The organism is Cryobacterium sp. AP27 (genome assembly GCF_056680495.1).
Genome location: NZ_CM155285.1, coordinates 1,890,770 through 1,914,392, shown reverse-complemented (window position 1 = coordinate 1,914,392; position 23,623 = coordinate 1,890,770). Strand labels below are relative to the sequence as shown.

General features: G+C 66.2%; 20 protein-coding genes and 2 tRNA genes. 16 read left to right on the top strand and 6 right to left on the bottom strand.

Annotated features, from left to right (window positions below; translation table 11 throughout):
• Positions 1 to 26: 26 nt before the first annotated feature.
• Positions 27 to 2,573: an aminopeptidase N gene (gene pepN, locus AC1MB9_RS09125; RefSeq protein WP_479964610.1), complete on the bottom strand. Its 2,547-nt coding sequence runs from the start codon at positions 2,571 to 2,573 to the stop codon at positions 27 to 29.
• A gap of 100 nt (positions 2,574 to 2,673) precedes the next feature.
• On the opposite strand from pepN, the gene AC1MB9_RS09120 reads away from it, so the two are divergent.
• The 3 genes from AC1MB9_RS09120 (at position 2,674) to AC1MB9_RS09110 (ending at position 6,310) form a co-directional block, all read left to right on the top strand.
• On the top strand, positions 2,674 to 3,669 hold the full coding sequence (locus AC1MB9_RS09120) for a DUF2332 domain-containing protein (RefSeq protein ID WP_479961649.1): 996 nt from the start codon (positions 2,674 to 2,676) through the stop codon (positions 3,667 to 3,669).
• 120 nt (positions 3,670 to 3,789) lie between these two features.
• The gene (locus tag AC1MB9_RS09115; protein ID WP_479961648.1) at positions 3,790 to 5,778 is read left to right on the top strand and encodes a putative bifunctional diguanylate cyclase/phosphodiesterase; all 1,989 of its coding nucleotides are present in this window, start codon (positions 3,790 to 3,792) and stop codon (positions 5,776 to 5,778) included.
• A gap of 112 nt (positions 5,779 to 5,890) precedes the next feature.
• The gene (locus AC1MB9_RS09110) at positions 5,891 to 6,310 is read left to right on the top strand and encodes a nitroreductase family deazaflavin-dependent oxidoreductase (protein ID WP_479961647.1); all 420 of its coding nucleotides are present in this window, start codon (positions 5,891 to 5,893) and stop codon (positions 6,308 to 6,310) included.
• Positions 6,311 to 6,322: 12 nt separating this feature from the next.
• On the opposite strand, the gene AC1MB9_RS09105 is transcribed toward AC1MB9_RS09110, so the two are convergent.
• Positions 6,323 to 7,810 carry an SDR family NAD(P)-dependent oxidoreductase gene (locus tag AC1MB9_RS09105; protein WP_479964609.1) on the bottom strand — a complete coding sequence of 496 codons (1,488 nt, stop codon included), beginning with the start codon at positions 7,808 to 7,810 and terminating at the stop codon, positions 6,323 to 6,325.
• Between the two features lie 158 nt (positions 7,811 to 7,968).
• On the opposite strand from AC1MB9_RS09105, the gene AC1MB9_RS09100 reads away from it, so the two are divergent.
• The 5 genes from AC1MB9_RS09100 to AC1MB9_RS09080 are packed head-to-tail and all read left to right on the top strand — an operon-like array spanning position 7,969 to position 13,168.
• A complete protein-coding gene (locus AC1MB9_RS09100; RefSeq protein WP_479961646.1) occupies positions 7,969 to 8,601 on the top strand; it encodes a mycothiol-dependent nitroreductase Rv2466c family protein in 633 nt (210 codons plus the stop codon).
• A gap of 9 nt (positions 8,602 to 8,610) precedes the next feature.
• Positions 8,611 to 9,099 carry a ribose-5-phosphate isomerase gene (locus tag AC1MB9_RS09095; protein ID WP_479961645.1) on the top strand — a complete coding sequence of 163 codons (489 nt, stop codon included), beginning with the start codon at positions 8,611 to 8,613 and terminating at the stop codon, positions 9,097 to 9,099.
• Positions 9,100 to 9,101: 2 nt separating this feature from the next.
• Positions 9,102 to 10,103: an Fpg/Nei family DNA glycosylase gene (locus tag AC1MB9_RS09090; protein ID WP_479961644.1), complete on the top strand. Its 1,002-nt coding sequence runs from the start codon at positions 9,102 to 9,104 to the stop codon at positions 10,101 to 10,103.
• On the top strand, positions 10,091 to 11,581 hold the full coding sequence (locus tag AC1MB9_RS09085; protein ID WP_479961643.1) for an amidohydrolase: 1,491 nt from the start codon (positions 10,091 to 10,093) through the stop codon (positions 11,579 to 11,581). The genes AC1MB9_RS09090 and AC1MB9_RS09085 overlap by 13 nt, the downstream gene beginning before the upstream one ends.
• Positions 11,582 to 11,617: 36 nt before the next feature.
• Positions 11,618 to 13,168, top strand: coding sequence for a multicopper oxidase family protein (locus tag AC1MB9_RS09080; protein WP_479961642.1), 1,551 nt, complete (start codon positions 11,618 to 11,620; stop codon positions 13,166 to 13,168).
• 45 nt (positions 13,169 to 13,213) lie between these two features.
• Here the strand turns inward: AC1MB9_RS09080 and AC1MB9_RS09075 are convergent.
• A tRNA-Gly gene (locus AC1MB9_RS09075) sits at positions 13,214 to 13,284 on the bottom strand.
• Positions 13,285 to 13,451: 167 nt separating this feature from the next.
• Between AC1MB9_RS09075 and AC1MB9_RS09070 the strand changes: the two genes are divergently transcribed.
• From AC1MB9_RS09070 to clpX, 5 genes are all read left to right on the top strand, one after another.
• A tRNA-Pro gene (locus AC1MB9_RS09070) sits at positions 13,452 to 13,526 on the top strand.
• Positions 13,527 to 13,569: 43 nt separating this feature from the next.
• Positions 13,570 to 14,925, top strand: a complete 1,356-nt coding sequence (gene tig / locus AC1MB9_RS09065) for a trigger factor (RefSeq protein ID WP_479961641.1) — start codon at positions 13,570 to 13,572, stop codon at positions 14,923 to 14,925.
• Positions 14,926 to 15,153: 228 nt separating this feature from the next.
• Positions 15,154 to 15,750: an ATP-dependent Clp protease proteolytic subunit gene (locus tag AC1MB9_RS09060; protein WP_479961640.1), complete on the top strand. Its 597-nt coding sequence runs from the start codon at positions 15,154 to 15,156 to the stop codon at positions 15,748 to 15,750.
• A gap of 27 nt (positions 15,751 to 15,777) precedes the next feature.
• On the top strand, positions 15,778 to 16,461 hold the full coding sequence (locus AC1MB9_RS09055) for an ATP-dependent Clp protease proteolytic subunit (protein ID WP_479961639.1): 684 nt from the start codon (positions 15,778 to 15,780) through the stop codon (positions 16,459 to 16,461).
• Positions 16,462 to 16,609: 148 nt separating this feature from the next.
• Positions 16,610 to 17,890, top strand: a complete 1,281-nt coding sequence (clpX, locus tag AC1MB9_RS09050; protein WP_479961638.1) for an ATP-dependent Clp protease ATP-binding subunit ClpX — start codon at positions 16,610 to 16,612, stop codon at positions 17,888 to 17,890.
• 242 nt (positions 17,891 to 18,132) lie between these two features.
• Here the strand turns inward: clpX and AC1MB9_RS09045 are convergent, their stop codons facing one another.
• The gene (locus AC1MB9_RS09045) at positions 18,133 to 18,291 is read right to left on the bottom strand and encodes a hypothetical protein (RefSeq protein ID WP_479961637.1); all 159 of its coding nucleotides are present in this window, start codon (positions 18,289 to 18,291) and stop codon (positions 18,133 to 18,135) included.
• A gap of 176 nt (positions 18,292 to 18,467) precedes the next feature.
• Here AC1MB9_RS09045 and AC1MB9_RS09040 point away from each other — a divergent pair, with 176 nt between their 5' ends.
• On the top strand, positions 18,468 to 18,902 hold the full coding sequence (locus AC1MB9_RS09040; protein ID WP_479961636.1) for a nuclear transport factor 2 family protein: 435 nt from the start codon (positions 18,468 to 18,470) through the stop codon (positions 18,900 to 18,902).
• Between the two features lie 54 nt (positions 18,903 to 18,956).
• Positions 18,957 to 19,640, top strand: coding sequence for a CG0192-related protein (locus AC1MB9_RS09035; RefSeq protein ID WP_479961635.1), 684 nt, complete (start codon positions 18,957 to 18,959; stop codon positions 19,638 to 19,640).
• A gap of 240 nt (positions 19,641 to 19,880) precedes the next feature.
• On the opposite strand, the gene AC1MB9_RS09030 is transcribed toward AC1MB9_RS09035, so the two are convergent.
• Both AC1MB9_RS09030 and AC1MB9_RS09025 read right to left on the bottom strand, forming a co-directional pair.
• The gene (locus AC1MB9_RS09030; protein WP_479961634.1) at positions 19,881 to 20,426 is read right to left on the bottom strand and encodes an HNH endonuclease signature motif containing protein; all 546 of its coding nucleotides are present in this window, start codon (positions 20,424 to 20,426) and stop codon (positions 19,881 to 19,883) included.
• Positions 20,427 to 20,627: 201 nt separating this feature from the next.
• Entirely contained in the window at positions 20,628 to 22,700 is a 2,073-nt protein-coding gene (locus AC1MB9_RS09025) for a M3 family metallopeptidase (protein WP_479961633.1), read from the bottom strand.
• 41 nt (positions 22,701 to 22,741) lie between these two features.
• On the opposite strand from AC1MB9_RS09025, the gene AC1MB9_RS09020 reads away from it, so the two are divergent.
• Positions 22,742 to 23,611, top strand: a complete 870-nt coding sequence (locus AC1MB9_RS09020) for a methyltransferase domain-containing protein (protein ID WP_479961632.1) — start codon at positions 22,742 to 22,744, stop codon at positions 23,609 to 23,611.
• Positions 23,612 to 23,623: the final 12 nt, after the last annotated feature.

Below are 23,623 nucleotides of genomic sequence, written 5' to 3'. Positions count from 1 at the left end.
GTCTTCGAACGGTTCGAGCGGTGGGGTTACCGGGCGTCGCGGGCCTGCACGGCGAGCGAGCGCTCCACACCGGCCAGGTTTTCCACCACGAGGCGGCGCAGGGCGGCCGGCTCGGCGTTGGCGTCAAGCCAGGCGTGCGTCGCATCGGCGAGGGCCTGGCTGTTCAGCGGCGACGGGTAGAGGCCGATGACGAGCTTCTCCCCAATGGAGAAGCTGCGTGCCTCCCACACGGACTGCAGCATGCCGAAGTACGTCGCCATGAAGGGCTCGAGCAGCGCCGAGTCGTTCACGCGCAGGAATCCGGCGGCCGTGGTGCGCACGATCGTCGTCGCTGCCGTGTCCACATCGATCAGCGAGGACCAGGCGGCGAGTTTTGCGTCCGCGGTGGGGATCGCCGCCCGGGCGAGAGCGGCGGACTGGGCGCCGGTGGCCGTATTGTCGTCGGTGAGCGCCGCATCGACCTCTGCCGCGGTCGCCCGGCCGCCGGCCACGAGGGCGGTGAGCAGCTCCCATGACAGGTCGGTGTCGATGGCGAGTTCCGGCAGCGTTTCGCTGCCGGAACGCAGGCCCGCGATGTGCTCGAGCTGCTGATCGGTTCGGGCGATGGCCGCAAAGAATTTCACGAACTGGAATTGGGCGTCGCTTCCGGCCGCGGCTCCTTCCGCGAGCGCCCACAGGGCGTCGGCGACCTCGGTCACGACGGTGGCGCGGTGCGCCTCGGCCACATAGGAGGACGCGGTCAGCACAAGCTGGCCCAGAACGGTGCGCAGCGTCGTCGACTCGGTTTCCGTGGCGACGTTGTTGAGGACCAGACGTACGAAGTCGCGTGCGCTGGTCTCGGCGTCGCGGGTGGAGTCCCAGACCGAGCCCCACACGATGGCGCGGGCGAGGGGGTTGTCGATCGCGGCGAGGTGCTGAAGCGCCACGGCCTGGGAGGCCTCGTCGAGGCGCACCTTGGCGTAGCTGAGATCGTCGTCGTTGAGCAGAACCAGGTCGGGGCGCGCCTTCCCGACGAGCTCGGCGACATCCGTTCGTTCACCGTCAACGTCGAGCTCTATCCGGTCGGTGCGCACGAGCTTGGCCGATGCATCGAAGTTGTAGAAGCCGATCGCGAGTCGGTGCGGGCGAATCGTCGGGTAGTCGGCCGCGGCGGTCTGCAGCACAGCGAAGCTCGTGATCGTTCCCGCCGCATCCACGGCGATCTCCGGGCGCAGGGTGTTGACCCCCGCGGTCTCCAACCACAGCTGGGCCCACTCGGTGAGGTCGCGGCCGCTGGAGGCTTCCAGCTCGACGAGCAGGTCGCGCAGCTCGGTGTTGCCCCACTGGTGCTTCTGGAAATAAGACCCCACGCCGGCGAAGAAGGCGTCGATTCCCACCCACGCGGCGAGCTGCTTGAGCACCGAACCACCCTTGGCGTAGGTGATGCCGTCGAAGTTGACCAGCACGTCGTCGAGGTCGCGGATCGTGGCGACCACGGGGTGCGTCGAGGGCAGCTGGTCCTGCTTGTAGGCCCAGCTTTTCTCCATCACGGCGAAGGTGGTCCAGGCCTCGTGCCATTCGGTCGCCTCGGCGGTGGCGATCGTCGACGCCCACTCGGCGAAGCTCTCGTTGAGCCACAGGTCATTCCACCAGGTCATCGTGACGAGGTCGCCGAACCACATGTGGGCGAGCTCGTGCAGGATCGTGACCACGCGACGTTCCTTGATGGCGTCGGTGACCTTGGACCGGAAGATGTACGACTCGGTGAAGGTGACGGCGCCGGCGTTTTCCATGGCGCCGGCGTTGAACTCCGGAACGAAGAGCTGATCGTACTTGTCGAACGGGTACGGGAAACCGAACTTCTCCTCGAAGTACGCGAAGCCCTGCACCGTCTTCTCGAAGATGTAGTCGGCATCCAGGTACTCGGACAGGCTCTTCCGGCTGAAGATTCCGAGGGGGATGGTTCGACCGTCGCTCGAGGTGAGTTCGCTGCGCACGACGGCGTACGGTCCGGCGACGAGGGCGGTGATGTAGCTCGACATGATGTGCGTGGGCTCGAACGCCCAGGTGGCGGTGCCGGGTGCGGCCGGTGTGGGCTCCGGGGTGGTGGAGTTGGACACGACCTGCCAGGCCTCCGGTGCGGTGACGGTGAACGCGAAGCTGGCCTTGAGGTTCGGCTGCTCAAAGACGGCGAACATCCGACGCGAGTCGGGGACCTCGAACTGGCTGTACAGGTAGACCTCGTTGTCGACCGGGTCGACGAAGCGGTGCAGGCCCTCGCCGGTGTTGGTGTAGACGGCGTCGGCGACGACGGTGAGCTCGTTCTCGGCGGCGAGATCGTCGAGCTGAATGCGGATGCCGTCGCTGACGACGGCCGGGTCAAGATCCACGCCGTTGAGTGTGACGCTGTGCACCGTACGCGTGATGGCATCAATGAAGGTGGAGGCGCCCTCGGTGGCCGCGAACGTGACCGTGGTGGTGCTGGAAAACAGCTCCGGGCCGGTGGTGAGGTCGAGGGTCACGTCGTACGTGTGGACGCTGACGAGCGCGGCGCGCTCCTGAGCTTCGACGCGGGTGAGGTTTTCTCCAGGCAACGGGTTCTCCAATTCGGTTTCACGACTAGTGAGCATGCGGCAGCGCTTCTGGCGCAATTTGCACATGTTTATCCAGAGTATCCGTGATTACTGTGGGGGCATGAGAAGGAGCACCGATCCGCGGGCGTCCACACCCGATCGTTACCGTGACTTCGCCGAGGTTGAGGCGAGAGGCCTCAGCGCCTGTTATGAGGAATGGGCCGCCGGCGTCGCCCGCGATCCCACGGTGCTGGCATTGATCGACCGGCTTCCCGCTGCGAAACGGCAGCCGAACCTGGTCTTCAGCGCGGCGCGGTTCTGCGGCGCGCACGCGGGCCCCTACTCCGAGTTTGCGCGGTGGCTGCCCGCCCACTGGTCGGAGGTGGAGGCCGTCTGCCTCACCCATGCCACCCAGACCAATGAGGCCGGGCGCTGCGCGGCGCTGCTTCCGGCCCTTGCGTCGCTCGGCGGACCGCTCGCGCTCATCGAAGTGGGGGCATCCGCCGGACTCTGTCTGCACCCCGACCGGTACAGCTACCGCTACATCACCGCGGGCAGAGCCGACCGGATGCTGCACCCGGCCGCCGGACCGAGCCCTGTCGTACTGGACTGTGCCGTTTCCGGCCCGGTGCCGATTCCCGAGCAACTGCCGGAGGTGGTGTGGCGCGCGGGCATCGACCTGAACCCGCTCGACGTGACGTCGCCCTCCGATGTGGACTGGCTCGACGCGTTGATCTGGCCGGAGCACGATGACCGTCGCGCTCGACTGCGGGCCGCCGTTGACGTGGCCCGGCGGCAGCCGGTGGAGATCGTGCGCGGCGACCTCAACGCCGAGCTCGCGGCGCTCGTGGCGCGCGCCCCGACCGGGGCGACGGTCGTGGTGTTCCACACCGCGGTGCTGGCCTACCTCACCGAGACCGATCGGGAGCGATTCGCCGCGCAACTGGCCCGGTTGCCGGTGCGCTGGCTTGCGAACGAGGGACAGGGCGTTGTTCCGGGGGTGCTGGAGCGGCTCGCGATGATGCCGCCGGAATCATCCGCCTTCGTCCTCGCTCTGGACGGCGAGCCGATCGCCCTGACCCAGCCGCATGGCCGGTCACTGCAGTGGAACGCGTGATCGTGGAGCGGGAGGCCCTGCCCCTAGACTCGAGTAAGACGGTGGGGTATCACGGGGGCGTCGCGCGCAGTCTCAGGTCCCGGCCCGCACTTTCCGGCTCGTGCGATTCGAGAGGCACCCATGTATCCGCTCAGTGCACGCGCTGCTGTTTTTCCGCCGGAGTCAGACGTATCGGAGGCTCTGCTGGCCCGCGCCCACGCGGCCACCTCCCAGATCTCCCTCATCACCGACGCTGAGCAGAACATTCTGCACGCCAGTGAACGGTTCACGGAGATCACGGGCTACATCAGGGAGGAACTCCTCGGCAGGAACTGCCGTTTGTTGCAGGGGCCCGGCTCCGACCCCTCGGTCGTTGCCCTCATCCGCTCGACGCTGTCCGCGGGCCAGGACTTCCACGGTGACATTCTCAACTACCGCAAAGACCAGACCCCCTTTTGGAACGGGCTGACGGTCAGTGCCCTGCGCGACGACGCAGGCACCATCACCCATTTCGTGAGTGTGCAACGAGACATCAACACGCGGGTGGCGCTGCAGGAAGAGCTCCGGGTTCGCGCTCTGCTCGACCCGATCACCGGGCTGGCAAACCGTCGTGCTCTGAATGAGTACTTCGCCGTCCCGCGCGACCGGCGGGGTGTGGCGGTGGCCGTCATCGATGTGGACGATTTTCGCCTGGTCAATACTTGCTTCGGCCGCGACGGTGGGGATGACGTGTTGCGAGAACTGGGCAGCCGCCTGGCCGGGCTTGTGCGCGACGGGGACTTCCTGGCGTGCGCCGGAGGCGACGAGTTCATCATGGTCTTCGAGAGCATCGACGAGGCGCAGTTGCGCCTGGCCGTCGAGGGCCTGCACGCGGCCGTCGAGACATCGTTCACCATCGACGATGCGACGGCCACCGTGGGGATGAGCCTCGGCGTTGCCCTGTGGACCGGCGCCGACGCCGACCCACGATCGCTGCTCCCGGCGGCCGACCGTGCTCTTCAGCGCGTGAAGGCGGAGACGAGAACACCAGCACAGTGGTGGGAACTCGACCGGCCCCGGGAGACCGACGCGCGCCTGGTGGCCAACCCGACCGCGCGGGCAGCGTTGGCCGCGCCCGTGCGGCACTCCGAACAATCCCACCGCGACGCGCTCTTCTCCGGCGGACTGAGCATGTTCATGCAGCCCATCATGGACCTGCGGACCGGAACGATCAGCCGGGTCGAGGCCCTCGCGCGGCTTATCCTGCCGGACGGCAGCATTGTGCCACCCGACAGGTTCCTCTCGGCGCTGACCGACGCCGACCTGGACGAGCTGTTCCGTCTCGGCCTGACCGAATCCCTGGACCATCTGGCCCGGTGGGACACAGTCGGATTCGGCGTGGATCTCTCCGTCAACGTGTCTCCTTCGACCCTGCGCAACCCGGAATGCGTCGGGTGGATCGAGACCGCGCTGCTCAGGTGCGGCATCGCACCACACCGCCTCGGGTTGGAGCTCTTGGAGACTCAGGACCTGACGCGGGACGCCGTGGCGCAGCGGGCGGCTATCAACGCGCTTCGGGCTCTGGGCGTCACGTTAGCCCTGGATGACCTCGGTTCCGGCCACAGCACGCTCCAACGGCTATCCGAGCTTCCATTCGACTCCATCAAGCTGGACCGAGGCCTGCTGGCGGACATCCTCACCAAACCGGTCGAGACACTCAGTTTCATTGCCACGCTCACCCAGATGGGACGAGACTTCGGTGTGAGTGTGGTGGTCGAAGGGCTGGAGAATCTCGCGCTGAGCGAGGCCGCGACCGTCCTGGGGGCCCCGTTTGGGCAGGGCTACTATTTCTCCCGGCCGATGCCGGCCGGTGACGTGCCGGCCTGGGCACGAGACTTCGAGATCCCGGTGCAGATCGAGAGCTGCCAGACTGCTCTCGGCGCGCTGGCATACCACTGGCAGTTCCAGCGGTGGGGATCACCGCATCCTCTGGCGGAAGCGGAGTGCCCGCTGACCTCCTTCCTGCACCAGTACGCTCCACACAGCGATTGCCGTCAGTGGCACACGCTGCAGCACGACGCGGAACCCGACCATGCGCCGTCCAGCAGCCGACTGGGCGAATGGCTGGTCGGCCTCGTCCGCGCCGAGTAGCTGCGATCGTCTCGCGAAGGCGACCGCGTCGGTGCTTGTCGTGTGAGCACAGTGCACCACGACATCTTCGTCCGCCCGGCGTAGGCTCGAAATTGAGGGAAGGGCCAACGTCATGTCGAACGCGACTCCGAGCAACTGGAACGACAAGATCATTGCGGAATTCCGGGCGAACGCCGGCCGAGTCGGCGGCAATTTCGAGGGTGCACCGCTGCTGCTGCTGCACTCCGTGGGCGCGAAGTCCGGCGCCGAGCGGGTGACCCCCATGATGTATCGCGCCGTCGGTGAGGCCTTCGCGGTCTTCGCCTCCAAGGCGGGCGCCCCGACGAGCCCGGCCTGGTTCCACAACCTCGTGGCCACGCCGGACGCGACGATCGAGGTGGGCACGGAAACCCTGGCCGTTCAAGCACGCGTCGCATCAGGCGAGGAGCGTTCCAGTATTTGGGAACAACAGAAGGCGGCCTACCCCGGTTTCGCCGACTATGAGAAGAAGACGAGCCGCGAAATCCCGGTTGTCATACTCGAGCGACGGTGATCCGGCGCTGATCTACCAGGTGCCGGGCTTGTAGTCCTTGAGGAAGACACCGCACAGGTCTTCGCCGGCCTCGCCGCGCACGATCGGGTCATACACCCGCGCGGCGCCGTCCACCAGGTCGAGGGGAGCATGGAAGCCCTCCTCGGCGAGACGAATCTTCGTGGGGTGCGGCCGTTCGTCCGTGATCCACCCGGTGTCCACACTCGTCATGAGAATGCCGTCGTCGAGCATCTCCTTCGCGCTCGTGCGGGTGAGCATGTTGAGTGCGGCCTTGGCCATGTTGGTGTGCGGGTGCCCCGGACCCTTGTACCCACGGCCGAACACGCCCTCCATTGCCGACACATTCACGATGTAGGTGCGCCGGGCCGTGGATGCCGTGAGCGAGGTTCGCAGGCGGCTCACGAGCAGGAACGGCGCGGTCGTGTTGCACAACTGCACCTCCAGCATCTCCAGCGGGTCGACGTCCTGCACGTTGGCCGTCCAGCTGTTCACCTCGTGCAGGTCGGGGACGAGCCCGCCGGCGTCGATGGCCGTGCCGGCCGCGTGCTGCTCGAGAGAAGAGGACCCCGGGGCCAGGGCGAGCCTGGTGAGGTCCTCCGCGGTGAGTGCGCCGGAACCTGCAGCCGCGGCGAGCAGCGGGTGCCCGGATACGGATGCCGCGAGCGCGAGCGGGTGGGCGTCATTCGTATGGCCGAAGGAGACGATCTCGGGCAGGGGGCCGTCGGGCAGCGGAGAGTCCTCGGCCTCCACCAGCGGCGAGTATGAGCCCTTGGAACGGCGCACGGTCTGTGCGGCGTTGTTGATCAGAATGTCGAGGGGGCCGGCCGCGGCCACCGAATCGGCGAGCGCGATCACTTGGGCCGGATCACGCAGGTCGATGCCCACGATGCGCAAGCGGTGCAGCCAGTCGCCGGCATCCGGCATGGCGGCGAAACGACGCACGGCGTCCCGCGGGAAACGCGTGGTCACCGTCGTGTGTGCGCCGTCACGCAGCAGCCGCAACGCGATGTACATGCCGATCTTGGCGCGGCCGCCGGTGAGCAGGGCGCGTTTGCCGGTGAGGTCGGTGCGGGCGTCGCGCTTGGCGTGACTCATCACCGCGCAGCTCGGGCACAGCTGGTGGTAGAGGGCGTCGACGAGGGTGTACTTCTGCTTGCAGATGTAGCAGGCACGCGGCACGAGCAGTTCACCGGCCGAGGCGGCGGAGGTTCCCAGTGAGAGCTGGTCGCCGCGCGTCTCGTCGTCGATGCGGGTGCGGGCGCCCGTGGCGGTCGCCGCGATCACTTCACGGTCGGCGTCTTTGATCGCCGCGCGCTTTTCGCCGCGCCGAGCCATCTTCACCGACTTGAACATCTTCGCGGTGGCCTGGCGCACGGTGACGAAGTCGGGATCTTCCGGGTCGATGTCGCTCAGCGACGCGAGCACGCGCAGCGTCGTGGCCATTTCGACCGGGTCGATGCCCGCCGGCTCGAACTCGGGCGAGTCTGCGGGCGCAGTCATGGTGTCTGCGGCGGGTTCAGGCTCGGTGATCATCAGACAATTCTATGTCGGCGACGCTCGGTCGCGCGCAGCTGACCTGCCCACGGGCCCCAAGGGGTCCGCCCTCCGCGGTCGGGCACGGTCCGAAGGAGAGCGGCCGACGAATATAAGGTGAAGCCATGACTGATTCCGTGAAATTCTGGTTCGACCCCGCGTGCCCCTGGGCCTGGATGACCTCCCGCTGGGTGGATGAGGTGGCGCGCCTGCGTGGCCTCGACGTCGACTGGCGCGTCATGAGTCTCGCCGTGTTGAACGAAAACAACGACATCAGCGAGGGATACGGCGCGTTCCTGCCTCGCGCGCTCAAATACACCCGGCTGGCGCAGGCCACGCAGGAGCTGCACGGCCAGGTCATGGTGAAGGCGCTGTATGACGCGCTCGGAGCCGAAATTCATATCGGCGGCAACACGAACGCCGACGAGGTCATCGCCCTCGCGCTCGCCGCGGTCGGCCTGCCCGCCGGCTTCTCGGCCTACGCCGACAGCGACGAGTACGACACCCAGATGCGCGCGAGCCACTTCGACGGCATCAACCGCGTGGGCCAGGACGTCGGCACGCCCGTCATCGCCATCAACGATGTGGCATTTTTCGGCCCGGTCGTCTCGCCGGCGCCCATGGGTGATCAGGCCCTCGCCCTCTGGGACGGAGTGGTCGCCGCCGCCAGTTACGACGGCTTTTTCGAACTCAAGCGCAGCCGCACGAGAGAGCCTATTTTCGACGTGTCGCCCTCCGCGGTCACCGCGGCTAAATAGACTGCTCATATGCGCATCCACATCGCCACGGACCACGCCGGTCTCGACCTCAGCCATCACCTGATCAAGTACCTGCGTGGCCGCGGCCATGAGGTGATCGACCACGGCCCCACCGCCTACGACCCCCTCGACGACTACCCGGCCTTCTGCATCAATGCAACGCAGGCCACGGTCAACGATCGCGAGCGGGGGATCGACGCCCTCGGCGTGGTCTTCGGCGGGTCGGGCAACGGCGAGCAGATGGCCGCCAACAAGGTGACCGGCGCGCGCGCCGCCCTCGTCTGGAATCTCAGCACGGCGAGACTCGCTCGTGAGCACAACGATGCCAACGTCATTTCGATCGGGGCACGCGAGCACACCATCGAGGAAGCCACCGCGTTCATCGACGCGTTCATCGCCGAGCCGTACTCCGATGAGGAACGTCATACCCGCCGCATTCGGCAGCTGGCCGAATACGAGACCACCGGCGACATCGCCGGCAAGGGTGTCGTTCAGTAACCGTGCCCGAGGGTCATTCCGTTCACCGCATCACGCGGCAGTTCCAACGCAACTTTCTTGGGCGCGCCGTGCGCTTCTCGTCACCGCAGGGCCGCTTTGTCGAAGGCGCCGCGGTGCTGGATGGTCGCATCATGACGGATGCTCGCGCCGTGGGAAAGCAGATGTTCCTCGAGTTCGACCACGAACTGTGGTTGAGGATCCACCTCGGCCTGTACGGGGCGTGGGATTTCTCCGGAAATCTGCTCCTCGACGCCACGATCGCCTCGGCGAACGGACGGATGGGGCAGACGAACCAGCACGGCACCGAGCTCGATTCCGCGGCGGACGGCGCTGTTCTGGACAGTGCCGGGGAGAATTCCCTGCACAGCATCGGCGCGCCCCGGCGTACCCGCGTGCGCATGTCGGAGCAGGAGAAGGAACTCAACCAGCTGGAGGTGTTTCCGCCGGAGCCGATCGGACAGGTGCGCGTGCGCCTGTTGACGGAGACGGTCTGCGCCGACCTGCGCGGGCCCACCGCCTGCGAGGTGCTGGATGCGGCCGAGGCCGCGGTGGCCGTGGCGCGACTCGGCCCCGATCCGGAGGTCGACAACAGCCTGGAGGCGGAAAACCGTTTCACCGGCGTGATCCGCCGCAAACCGACCAGCATCGGCAAGCTGCTCATGGACCAGTCGGTGGTCAGCGGAATCGGCAACGTGTACCGGGCGGAACTTCTGTTCCGGGCCGGCATCAACCCGCACGCCCCCGGCAACTCCCTGAGCGACGAAACGGTGCGGGCGCTCTGGCACGACTGGGCTCACCTGCTGCACATCGGCGTGGAAACCGGGCAGATGATGACCATGGACGACCTCGACCGGGCCGACTTCGTGCTCGCGATGCGCAACCGCGCCGACCGGCACTGGGTCTACAAGCGTGACGGCCTGCCGTGCCGGGTGTGCGGCACCCACATCGTGATTGAAGAGATGGCTGCACGCAAGCTGTATTGGTGCCCGTCATGCCAGGCCTGAGCGTGCTGCTGCGCAACGCCCGGCTGCCGGGCAGTGACGACATCGTGGATGTCGAGGTCGAAGGCGGCAGCATCCGTCGCATCGGCCCCCGGCAGCCTCGCTCCTCGGCGGAACAAACCGTCGATCTGGGGGAGCGGTGGCTGATTCCCGGCCTGTGGGATAACCATGTGCATTTCAGCCAGTGGGCCCAGGCGTCACGCCGCCTCGACGTGTCGGCGGCCGGCAGCGCGGCGGAGGCCGCGACCCTCGTCGCCGCCGGTGTTGATCGGGCGCGGGCGGGGGAGGCGGTCATCGGATTCGGCTACCGGGATGCCCTGTGGCCCGACGTGCCCACCCGCACGGTGCTCGATAAGGTGTCGCCCGGAGTGTCCGTGGTGCTGGTCAGTGGGGACCTGCACAGCTGCTGGCTGAACTCCGCCGCGCTGACCGAGCATGGCCTGCCGGGGCACCCGACCGGGCTGCTGCGAGAAGAGGAAGCGTTCGCCGTGGAGGGCGCGATCGACACGGTGCACGACGCCGTACTCGACGCCTGGGCCCTCGATGCCGCCCGGCAGGCCGCGAGCCGGGGAGTGGTGGGGATCGTCGACCTGGAAATGGCGTGGAATCTCGACGTCTGGCAGCGGCGCATCGCGGCCGGCGACGACCTGCTCCGGGTGGAGTTCGGCGTGTACAGCGAGCACCTGGCGCGCGCGGTCGACCGCGGACTGCGCTCCGGCGCGGCCATCCCCGGCACTGGGGGGCTCCTGACCGTCGGTCCGTTCAAGGTCATCACGGACGGATCCCTCAACACCCGCACCGCCCTGTGCTTCGCGGAATATCCCGGCATGGAAGGTCGCGAGCACTCATCCGGGGTGCTGAACGTTCCGGCCGATGACCTGCTGAAGCGGATGCGGCAGGCCGCGCAGGCGGGACTCCGCCCGGCCGTGCACGCGATTGGCGACCACGCCAACCGCCTCGCCCTGGACGCGTTCGAGCAGCTGGCGGCCGAGGGGCTGTCGACTCGGGGCAGTATTGAGCACGCGCAACTGCTCACCGCCAGCGACGTGCGCCGCTTCGCGCCGCTCGGTGTGGTCGCCAGCGTGCAACCGGAGCATGCCCTCGACGATCGCGACGTGGCCGACCGATTCTGGGAGGGCCGGACCGAGCGGGCGTTCGTGCTCGGGGATCTGCTCGCCGCGGGGGCCACGCTCGCCTTCGGCTCCGACGCGCCTGTCGCCCCCCTCGACCCGTGGGTGACCATGGCGGCCGCTGTGGGGCGCACCAAAGACGGTCGGGCGCCCTGGAATCCCGGGCAGGCCGTCTCCCGGCAGGCCGCGCTCGCCGCGTCGACGCGCGGCCGACACCGCATCACGGTCGGAGACGTCGCCGACCTCGCCGTGTGCGAGATCGACCCGTTCGTGGCATCCGTCGATGACCTGCGACGGATGCCGGTGGCCGCGACACTGCTCGCCGGCCGGTTCACGCACAACACCCTGTAGCCCATGCAGCACAGGAGATCAGAAAGCCGGCACGACATGAACGAGCTCAGCTCCGCCCCGCCACGCGCTTCGGGGGTGCGACGGCCGATCGCCACCCGGATCACCGTGGCTCTGGCCGCCGTCGCCTCGATGGCGATCGCCTTCGCGGGCTGCTCGGGCGATCCGGGCGCGGGGACCATCGATACCGTCGGCACGGTGGACTTCTCGAATCCGTTGCTCATCCCGCCGGTGGCCCCGTCGGTTGAGCTCGGCGACGGCTCCAGATCGTACGATCTCACGGCCGAGGCCGGCACGACCCAGTTCACGCCGGGGGTCGAGACCGACACCTGGGGGTACGACCAGAGTTTTCTCGGCCCCACCCTCCTGATGGAGCGTGGCGAGCATGTGCAGGTGAACGTGACGAACGATCTCGCCGAAGCCACTACCGTGCACTGGCACGGCATGGATCTGCCGGCCCGGATGGACGGCGGTCCGCACCAGCTTCTGGCGCCGGGTGCGAGCTGGAGCCCGGACTGGACCGTCGACCAGCCCGCCACCACGCTGTGGTACCACCCGCACGTGAGCGGGCAGACCGAGCACCAGGTGGAGATGGGGCTCGCGGGCATGATCATCGTCCGCGACGATGCGGAACGTGCGCTCAACCTGCCGCGCACGTACGGCGTCGACGACATTCCGGTCATGGTGCAGGACCGCCGGTTCGACGAGAACGGGCAGATGACCACCGATGTGCGCGGCTACATCGGCCCGATCGGCGACCGGGTACTGGTGAATGGCACGGTCGGGCCGTTCCTCGACGTGACCACGGATGTTGTGCGCTTGCGTCTGCTGAATGCCTCGGCGTCACGGGTGTATAACTTTGCGTTTGCGGACGAGCGCTCCTTCGACCTGATCGGCACCGACGGGGGGCTCCTGGCCGCCCCCGCACCGATGACCGGGATCCGCCTGTCACCGGGGGAGCGTGCCGAGGTGCTCGTCAGGATGGTGGCGGGGGAGACGGTGGACCTGCGGTCGACACCGCCGGAGCTCGGGCTGACGAACGGCGTCAGTGAGAAGAACGCCGGGGAGGACACCCTGGACGTGCTTCAGTTGCGGGCCGCCGACACCCTCACGGCGCAGGGAGAGGTGCCGGCGGCGCTCGTTCCTATGGTGCCCCTGTCCGCGGGCGACGCCAGCCAGACGCGCTCATTCGTGCTCAACGGCTACAACATCAACAACCGACTCATGGATATGGGACGCATCGACGAGACCGTCACGGCCAACGCCACCGAGGTGTGGACCGTCGAAAACACCATGCCGATGCCGCACAACTTTCACGTGCATGCCGTGCAATTCCAGGTGCTGCGCGTGGGTACCGGGCCGCCGCCGGCGGAACTCGCGGGGTGGAAGGACACCGTCTACCTCGAGCCGGGCGTGCGGTACGAGCTCATCATGCAGTTCGGGACCTCGACCGATCCCGACCATCCCTACATGTATCACTGTCATCTACTCGCCCATGAGGATGCCGGAATGATGGGGCAGTTCGTTGTGGTGAAGCCCGGTGAGTCGGCGGGAACACCGCCGACCGACCCGAGCGCGCAGGCGGAATAAATAAAGGACCGCAGCCCATGGGCTGCGGTCCTTCTCGTGATGCGGAGGGGATGACGGGAATCGAACCCGCGCCATCAGTTTGGAAAACTGAGGCTCTACCATTGAGCTACATCCCCAGGCCCATTTGTTGGGCACTCGAATATCGTAGTACAGGAATCAGGGTGCCGAGTGCCAGTTCCGGAGCTCGTTGCCATATTGCGTGCATTAGACTGACGGAGGTCAATCCGCTGGGCGTTGCTGCTGCATGCGCCAGGCGGTTGTCCAAGACGGGTTGAATCCGATCCGGGGCGTAGCTCAGTTTGGTCAGAGTGTCCGGTTTGGGGCCGGAAAGTCGCAGGTTCGAATCCTGTCGCCCCGACATTACCCGCAGCACACCGTTTCAATACACAGGAGAGTCCCGAGTGAAGTCCACGGTCGAAAAACTGAGCCCCACGCGCGCCAAGCTCACCATCGCGGTAAGCCCCGACGAGCTGAAGCCAGCCATCACCCACGCCTACGGGCACATTGCCGAGGACATCAACATCCCCGGTTTCCGCAAGGGCAAAGTACCGCCGCCCATCATCGACCAGCGCGTTGGCAAGTCGGCCGTGCTGGAGCACGCCGTCAACGAGGGTCTCGACGGTTTCTACCGCGCGGCCGTCGAAGAGCACAAGCTTCGCCCGCTCGGTCGCCCCGAGGCCGACATCGTCGCATGGCCGAGCGACAAGGACTTCTCCGGAGACCTTGAGCTCGCCATCGAGGTTGACGTTCGCCCCGAGATCGAGATCCCGTCCTACAAGGGACTCAAGCTGACCGTTGACGCCGTCGACATCACCGACGACGAGGTTGCCGAAGAACTCGACAAGCTGCGCGCCCGTTTCGGCACGCTCATCACGGTCGACCGCCCCGCCAAGACGGGCGACTTCGCCCAGATCGATCTGGTCGCCGCCATTGACGGTGTCGAGGTCGACACCGCGGCAGGCATCTCCTACGAGGTCGGCTCCGGCGACCTCATCAACGGCATCGACGAGGCGCTTGACTCGCTCACCGCCGGCGAGACCACCACGTTCAACTCCGACCTGATGGGTGGAGAGCACGAGGGCGAGACCGCCGAGATCACCATCACCGTCATCGCGGTCAAGGAGCGCGAGCTTCCCGCCGCCGACGACGACTTCGCTCAGATCGCCAGCGAGTTCGACACGATGGCCGAGCTGACCGAGAGCCTTAAGACTCAGGTCGAGAAGTCCAAGGTGTTCGGGCAGGGCGGCCAGGCGCGCGAGCGTCTGATCGACACGCTGCTGGCATCCGTTGAGGTTCCCCTTCCCACCGCGATCATCGAGGACGAGGTGAACCGTCACCTCGAGGGCGAAAGCCGCCTCGAAGACGACACTCACCGCGCTGAGGTCACCGAGGCGAGCGAGAAGACGTTCCGTCAGCAGATTCTGCTCGACACGATCGCCGAGGCCGAGCAGGTCAAGGTCAGCCAGGACGAGCTCACGCAGTACCTGATTCAGGGCGCCAGCCAGTACGGTATGGACCCGAGCGAGTTCGTGCAGACGCTCAACACCAACGGTCAGATCCCGTCGATGGTGGCCGAGGTCGCCCGCAACAAGGCACTCGCCATTGCGCTCGGCCAGGCCGAGGTCGTCGACTCCAACGGCAAGCCCGTTGACCTCGCCGAGTTCACCGCGCCGGTCATCGGTGCCGCTGACGACGCCGAGCCGACGGATGTCGCGGCCGAGGCCGTTGACGCCCCCGCCGAGGACGACGCCAAGTAACACCGCTCCACCAGCTTCACCGCGCGATTGCGCACCGGAAGGGCCGGATGTCGACAGACATCCGGCCCTTTCGGCGTTCACCGCGCCCGATCAGAGCGAAAAAGCCCCCAGATCGGGTCGACGGCTCCCGGGGGAGGCCACGCGCAATCTGCCGAGGGCGAACACGGTCATTTTGCCGTGGCCGCTCGGATACATTTATGAGGAAGCGACAACGAAACGGAGCACGATATGGCCGACCCGACACCCAACACCGGTGTTTTTGACCGACTGCTGAAGGACCGCATCATCTGGCTCGGATCAGAGGTTCGGGACGAAAATGCCAACGAGATCTGCGCCAAGATCTTGCTGCTTGCGGCCGAGGACTCGAAGCGCGACATCTTCCTCTACATCAACTCTCCCGGCGGTTCCATCACGGCCGGCATGGCGATCTACGACACCATGCAGTTCGTCCCGAACGACATCGTGACCGTCGGCATCGGCATGGCCGCATCGATGGGGCAGTTCCTGCTCACGAGCGGCACCAAGGGCAAGCGCTACATCACCCCCAACGCCCGCGTGCTGCTGCACCAGCCGTCCGGTGGATTCGGCGGCACGGCCGCCGACATCCAGACCCAGGCCCGGCTCATCCTCGACATGAAGCAGCGTCTGTCGGAGATCACGGCCGCCCAGACGGGCAAGACCGCCGAGCAGATCAATGCCGACGGCGATCGTGACAACTGGTTCAGTGCCCAGGAAGCCGTCGAGTACGGCTTCGTCGACCACCTCCGCGCATCCGCTTCGGATGTCACGGGCGGCGGCGGAACAGCCACCGAAACGACCAAGTAGTCCGCCGAAGCGAACAGGAAAGAAACTATGACTATCCCCACATTCGGTGGAACCGCCTCCAGCTCGATGGGTGTCTCGACCAACAGCATGCCCGAATCGCGTTATATCCTCCCCACCTTCGAGGAGCGCACGGCCTACGGCTACAAGCGCCAGGACCCGTACGCCAAGCTCTTCGAGGACCGGATCGTTTTCCTCGGCGTGCAGGTTGACGATGCATCCGCTGATGACGTCATGGCCCAGCTTCTCGTTCTCGAAAGCCAGGACCCTGACCGCGACATCACGATGTACATCAACTCTCCCGGTGGATCCTTCACCGCGATGACGGCGATCTACGACACGATGCAGTACATCCGTCCGCAAGTCATGACGGTCTGCCTCGGCCAGGCGGCGTCGGCCGCGGCAGTGCTGCTCGCCGGCGGTGCCCCGGGCAAGCGCCTCGCCCTGCCGAACGCCCGCATCCTCATCCACCAGCCTTCGGTCGGCGGACAGGGTGGCGGCCAGGCGTCTGACATCGAGATCCAGGCGGCCGAGATCCTGCGCATGCGCGTCTGGCTGGAGGAGACCCTGTCTCACCACTCCAACCGGTCCGTGGAACAGATCAACAAGGACATCGATCGCGACAAGATCATGAGCGCGGCGGATGCGCTGGAGTACGGCCTGATCGACCAGGTCCTGACCAGCCGCAAGAACGTCCCGATGCTGGTCAAGTAACCGCCGGGTTACGGTACACGCACAACATATGCGGGCGGCGCGTCTCCTTCGGGGGCGCGCCGTTTCGCATGTGTCGGCTTGCGCGCAAGTGTCGCAGGCACAGGCTAGGCTCGATTGCAGAGATACCGATGGTGGAGGAGGCTGACCGATGGCCCGTATAGGCGAAAGCGCCGACCTGCTCAAATGCTCCTTCTGCGGAAAGAGCCAGAAGCAGGTACAACAGCTCATAGCGGGTCCCGGCGTGTACATTTGCGACGAATGCGTCGAACTGTGCAACGAGATCATTGAGGAACGCCTCGCCGAAGCCGGTGCCGAAGAAGGCACGAGCGAATTCGATCTTCCCAAGCCGAAGGAGATCTTCGGCTTTCTTGAGGAATACGTCATCGGTCAGGAACCGGCCAAGCGTGCCCTCGCCGTTGCCGTCTACAACCACTACAAGCGCGTTCGGTCCCGCGCCACCCTCGCCGCCGCGGATGCGATTCACGACGACGTCGAAATCGCCAAGTCCAACATCCTGCTGATCGGCCCCACCGGCTGCGGCAAGACGTACCTGGCCCAGACCCTCGCCAAGAAGCTCAACGTTCCCTTCGCCGTCGCGGATGCCACCGCCCTCACCGAAGCCGGTTACGTCGGTGAAGACGTCGAGAACATTCTGCTGAAGCTGATCCAGGCGGCGGACTACGACGTGAAACGCGCCGAGACCGGCATCATCTACATCGACGAGATCGACAAGATCGCCCGCAAGGCGGAGAACCCCTCGATCACCCGCGACGTTTCCGGTGAGGGCGTGCAGCAGGCGCTGCTGAAAATCCTCGAAGGCACCGTCGCATCCGTTCCGCCGCAGGGCGGCCGCAAGCACCCGCACCAGGAATTCATTCAGGTCGACACCACGAACGTGCTGTTCATCGTCGCGGGCGCCTTCGCCGGCCTCGAGGACATCATCTCGAACCGTGCCGGCAAGAAGGGCATCGGCTTCGGTGCCCCGCTGCACGTCAAGGGTGACGACATCAACCTCTTCAGCGAGGTACTGCCGGAAGACCTGCACAAGTTCGGTCTGATCCCCGAATTCATCGGCCGGCTGCCGGTCGTGACAACCGTCACCCAGCTCGATCAGGTGGCGTTGATGCAGATCCTGACCGTGCCGAGGAACGCCCTCGTGAGGCAGTACCAGCGCATGTTCCAGCTCGATGGGGTTGAGCTGGAATTCGAACAACCCGCCCTGGAAGCCATCGCCGACCTCGCCGTACTGCGCAAGACCGGTGCCCGTGGTCTGCGGGCCATCCTGGAAGAGGTGCTCGGACCGATCATGTTCGAGGTGCCGTCGAGCGAAGACGTGGCCAGGGTCATCATCACCCGGGACACCGTGTTGAACAACGCCGCGCCCACCATGGTGCTGCACTCGGAGCTGCACGAAGACAAGTCCGCGTAGCGCGACGACGTCCGTGTGCCGGGGCGGCTGCCACACCCGCCGGCACTGCGCGTGCTCGCGGCGTGCCTGCAGGGCAGTCTCGCCTTTCACCGGTGCTTCGAGAACCATTGGTTCAGGCGCCGACGCGATGTCGGGCGTCGTTGTCAGTTCCGCGAGGATCGTCGACAGTGTGCTGAGGCAGCAGAATCCGGGTAGGTACCGGACTGCATCCCGCCTCAGATTCGCGGTCAATCACGGCTGCGTTAGTCCATCGCGGGCGGCGGCACCTCGCCGGTGTACAGGCCGTAGGTCGTTGTTGCGGCAGCGTTCGCGACGTCGGGATCGGCGCCACCCGCGACGTGCGCTCTGGCCCACGCATCGGCCGAGCCGCGCAGGAAGGACTTGCCCTCATCAGTCGCCAACCAGGCCTGGCCCTCCTCGGGCGAGATGCCCGCTGAACCGCCGCGGCGGAGGTAACGCGAGTGCCATGCTGAAAGAGCTCGGCGATAGCAATCTTCCTGTGGTGACGCTGTTTCCTTCCATCGGGAGGAGGAGCAGAATGTGCGTAATCGAGTATCAACGTCCACTGGGAGGGCGAATGAGCGACCTTGATGTGCGCGAACTATTTCTCCGGGCAATCACAGACAACGATTCGGCTGCGATGCGCGAGGGCCTCAAGCGTTTGCTCGGCCTCACAGGGGAGGGACTCTCACCCGACGCTGAGTATCTGCTACGTGACGAAGCCTACGTGATGGAGATGCCGCAGTCGGGCGAGCGCATCCGTGGACGTGAGGCCATGCGGGCAATGCAGGAGGCCTTTCCGGTGCCCCCTACGATCACCCTGCGCCGTGTCGTGGGGTCAGGGCAAATCTGGGTCGTCGAGGGGACGAATGACTACGCCGGAGACGTGTGGCATGTAGTGGTCATCCTGGAGTTCGCTGCAGACGGGTCGATCATTCGCGACACACGCTATTACACGCAAAAGTCGGAGGCACCCGGCTGGCGGGCTGAATGGGTGGAGCCCCTCGACTAGGCATACTGGACCGTCCCGGGTTTTTTATGCTGGAGGACCCCTAGAATCGGCCATATGGCACTCCTGTACAAGGCCGAGCTGCGGCCGTCAAAGATCGAGCTCATCAAAGGGTGGATGCCGACCCAGCCGTGGTTTGACGGTAAGGCGGGCTCAAGCTTGGCGAGCGTTGGCTCATTCCGCTTCGATGATCCCGATGGCGAGGTTGGCATCGAAACAATACTCGTCAGGGTCGAAGAAGGGCCTGTCCTGCAGGTCCCCCTGACCTACCGTGGCGCGCCGCTCGCGGGCGGCGACACCTGGCTGATCGGCACCATGCAGCATTCAGTTCTAGGCCGACGATGGGTGTATGACGCTACGGGTGATCCCGCCTATCTGCTGGCGGTTGCAACGGCCGCACTCACGGGTGGCCGCCAAGCCGAGCAATTCATCGACATTGACGGGGTGAGAGTCCTCCGAGAACCGACAGCCGACGTCGCTGGCAGCGGCAAGACCGACGGGCCCGTCCCGTCACTACCATCGGCCGGCACGGTGTCCACACGGCACGAGTTCGGCGCTACCGTCATAGAAACGGGCGCCCTGCGAATCGTCGTGGCCCGGCGTCTGGCCGCTCACGGGCCCCAGCCGCACGGCTCGAACTTGCTCGACCCTGTGAACAACCATGGGAAAGCGCAGATACTCACCGGCACGTGGAGAGACCAGCCGAATCCGCAGACGCTCGTTCAGGCCGAGGCACTCTGATCGCATGCAGCGAAAGTGGATATTTCCCTCCGCACGGGCATGATGACCGAATCTGGCGCGCTGTCCGTCGACGGTTTAGACGCACGTAACTCCATCACCCTCACGGGCCGTTCCACCTGGCCGAGCGCCGGCCTATATTGAATCCACTGGACTGAGGAGCGGCGACCCTGGCTTTAGTGGCGATGCGCTGACCAGCCGGATGGGCGTGCGGGTCAGGTCGGCGACCGATGGTGGGATCAGTCAGTAGTCCATGCCGGTACCGGTGCCGGTTCGAGTGATCTGCCACCCGTCGTTGTGCAGGCGAAGGTGGTCGCGGGCGCAGAGTAGGATGCCGTCGTCGAGGTCGGTGCGGCCGCCGCCATCCGCCCAACCGTGGATGTGGTGGGCTTCGCAGTGGCTGGGTGGTCGGTGCCAGTCGGGCCAGATACACCCGCCGTCCCGGAGCGCGAGTGCCGCGCGTTGCGACGCCGAAAAGAGTCTCTGTTCACGTCCCACGTCGAGCACGGTGCCGTCCCTGCAGATCGACCGGTCGATCGTGGTGGTCGCGACGGCATCCGGGGTTCCTTCGATGAACCCGGTGCGGAGGGTCTGGCCCGATGCGGGACCGGATAGGGGTTCCTCGGTCACCATGAGCTTCACCGAGGGGCGAATCCGGCCGAAGAGGGTTCCGGGGTCGGCGGCGGCCGCGACCTTGATCACTTCGATGAGTGCCTCGGCGGCGATCTGGTCCGTGGAGCGTGGGTCGTCGATGATGCGCCTGGCGCGTTCCTTCTCGCCCTTCTCCACGAACCGGGGGCCGGTGATCTGCAGCAGGAAGTCCTTGAAGTAGGCGCCGTTCTCTCCGCGAATGACGCCGCGGATATACCCGACCGGGCCAGGGACCCGGTCAGATCAACGAAAACACCGTCAATGGTGGTCATGAAACAAGTGTGACAGGCACCACCGACACTGGGCCGTGGCGGATGGCCACCCTATTTCGTCTTGGAGTCAGTGACCGATCGAGCGGGGCGGGTCCTCGTTGAGTCCGCGGCGCTTGAGCAGAGGCTCGATGCTCGCCGGGCGGCCGCGCCAATCAACGTAGGCCTCCAGCGGGTCCTTGCTGCCGCCCACGCCGAGTACCAGGCGGCGGAAGCGGTCACCGTTGGTGCGGGTGAGTCCACCATTCTCCGTGAACCACTCACCGGCGTCGGCATCGAGCACCTCGCTCCAAATGTAGGCGTAATAGCCGGCGTCGTATCCGCCGGCGAAGGTGTGCGCGAAGTAGGTGCTGGAATACCGGGTGGGTACGACGGGATTGTCGAGACCGACGGCCACCAGGGCCGCGGCTTCGAACTCGGATACGTCCGTGACCACCGTGTCGGCATCAATGCGGTGCCATGCCTGGTCGAGCAGAGCCGCGGCGAGGTATTCGCTCGTGGAGAAGCCTTCGTTGAAGGTCGCGGATGCCTGAATGCGGTCGACGAGGTGAGAGGGCATGGACTCACCGGTCTCGTGGTGCCGGGCGAAGTTCGCGAGAACCTCCGGCCACAGCATCCACATTTCGTTCACCTGACTCGGAAATTCGACGAAGTCCCGGTACACGTTGGTGCCGGAGAACTTGGGGTAGGTCACCTGAGCGAGGAGACCGTGCAGGGCGTGACCGAATTCGTGGAAGAGCGTCACGACCTGGTCGAAGCTCAGGAGGGTGGCTGCCCCCGGCGACGGCTTCGCGATGTTGAGGTTGTTGCACACGACCGTGGGCGTTTTACGGAGCGTCGATTGCGAGATGAGCGGGTTCATCCATGCCCCGCCGCGCTTCGAATCGCGAGTGTAGAAGTCGCCGATGTACAGTCCCGCGGGAGACCCGTCTTCATTCGTGACCTCGAAGACGCGGCACTCCGCGTGCCACCCGCTGAGATCCGGCCGCTCGGTGAAGCTCACACCGTAGAGCTTCCGGGCGGCGAAGAACACCCCGTCGCGCAGCACCGTCTCCAACTCGAAATAGGGGCGCATGGCGGCGGTGCCCACGTCGAATTTCTGCTTGCGCACCGCCTCCGTGTAAAAGGCCCAGTCCCAGGCGGCCAGTTCGAACGTCGCGCCGCTCCTGGCGACGGCCGCCTGCAGGTCCGCCTGTTCGACGTGGGCGTTCCGGGCGGCGGCGGGCGCCAACCGGCCGAGCATGTCCGCAACGGCCTCCGGCGTCTTCGCTGTCTCGTCCGCTGTGACGTACGCCGCGTGGCTGGAAAAGCCGAGCAGGCGCGCTCGCAACGCGCGCACGTGCGTGATCTCGATGACGAGCGCGCGGTTGTCGTTGACGCCGCCACGCATGCCGCGGGCCCGGGACGCGGCCAGTAGACGTTCGCGTACGTCCCGGTTGGTCAGATCCGCGAGGTAGGGGTGTGAGGTGGGGAGCACCAGGGTGAGCAGGTACTGGCCCGGGAGCCCGCGATCCGTGGCCGCCTGCGCTGCCGCCGAGATGTCACCGGACGCGAGCCCGTCAAGTTCGGCGAGGGTGTCCACGACGACGGCGAGGTCATTGGTGTCCGCCAGCAGGTTCTTCTCGAATCGGGTGGTGAGGGTGGACAGCCGTTTGTTGTACTCCCGCAACACCGCCTTGTCGTCGCGGGAGAGGCCGGCGCCGGCGAGGGTGAATTCCGTGAAGTACCGCTCCACGAGGTACTCGGCCTCCGCGTCGAGGCCCAACGAACCGCGCTGCTCGTGCAGGGCGCTGATCCGCGCGTAGAGCGCCGGGTCGAGACTGATCGCGTCACCGTGGGCCGCGAGACGCGGGGCGAGTTCTTCCTCGAGCGTATGGGTGAAATCGCTCGAGTCGGAGGAGCTCTGGTTGAAGAACACGGCAGCGACGCGGCCCAGGAGCGCTCCGCTGCGCTCCAGCGGCAGCATCGTATTGTCGAACGTCGCCTCGGACGTGTTCGCGGTGATTGCCGCGATCTCGGCGAGCTGCTCGGTGAAGCCGCGTTCAAACGCCGGGCGATAGTGCGCCTCCACGATCTCGAGAAAGGGCGGCAGCTGGTACGGCAAAGCACTTGCAACGAAGAAGGGGTTTACCGTTTCAACCATGTCTCCACCCTAGTTGGGCCGTTCCGTCCTAGGCTCGGGTCATGGCCCACCCAGATTTGTTCGCCGGTCCCGAATTCGATGACCCGGAGGTTGCCCCTCGCGAGGCGGTGCCTCGGGATGCCTACACGCACGGACACCACGAGAGCGTGCTGCGCTCCCACACCTGGCGCACTGTCGACAACTCGGCGGCCTACCTCGCACCCGAGCTGACTCCCGGGCTCACATTGCTGGACGTGGGCTGCGGCCCGGGAACGATCACCGTCGACCTCGCGCGCCGGCTCTCACCGGGCAGCGTCCTCGGAATCGACGCCTCGGAACAGATCGTCGCCTATGCCGAGGGCCTCGCCCTCGATGAGGCGGTGCACAACGCCAGTTTTCGGGTGGGAGACGTGTACGCCCTCGAATTCGCGGACGCCTCGTTCGACATTGTCCATGCGCATCAGGTGCTGCAGCACCTCGCCGATCCGGTGGCGGCCATGCGCGAGATCAGGCGCGTGCTGAGGCCCGGCGGGCTCTTCGCCGCCCGGGACGTGGACTACGGCGCCGTCGCCATCTATCCCGCGCTGCCGGGGCTCGAAAAATGGATGGAAACGTACCGCGACGTTCATTTCTGGAACGGGGGCAACCCGGATGCCGGCCGGCACCTCAAGGCGTGGGCGAGAGCGGCCGGGTTCGGCCGAGTGGCCGCGAGCGCCTCCATCTGGTGCTTCGCCACGGATGCCGAACGAGAGTGGTGGGGGGAATCCTGGGCCGTTCGCGCCACCGAATCGTCGTTTGCCGCGCACGCCATCGAATCCGGTGTCGCCGACCTGTCGGCGCTGCACGACATCGCGGCCGCGTGGCGCACCTGGGTACAGGACCCCGACGGTTGGTTCGCGATGCCGCACGGCGAAATACTCGCTCGAGACTGAGGCCGCTCACCC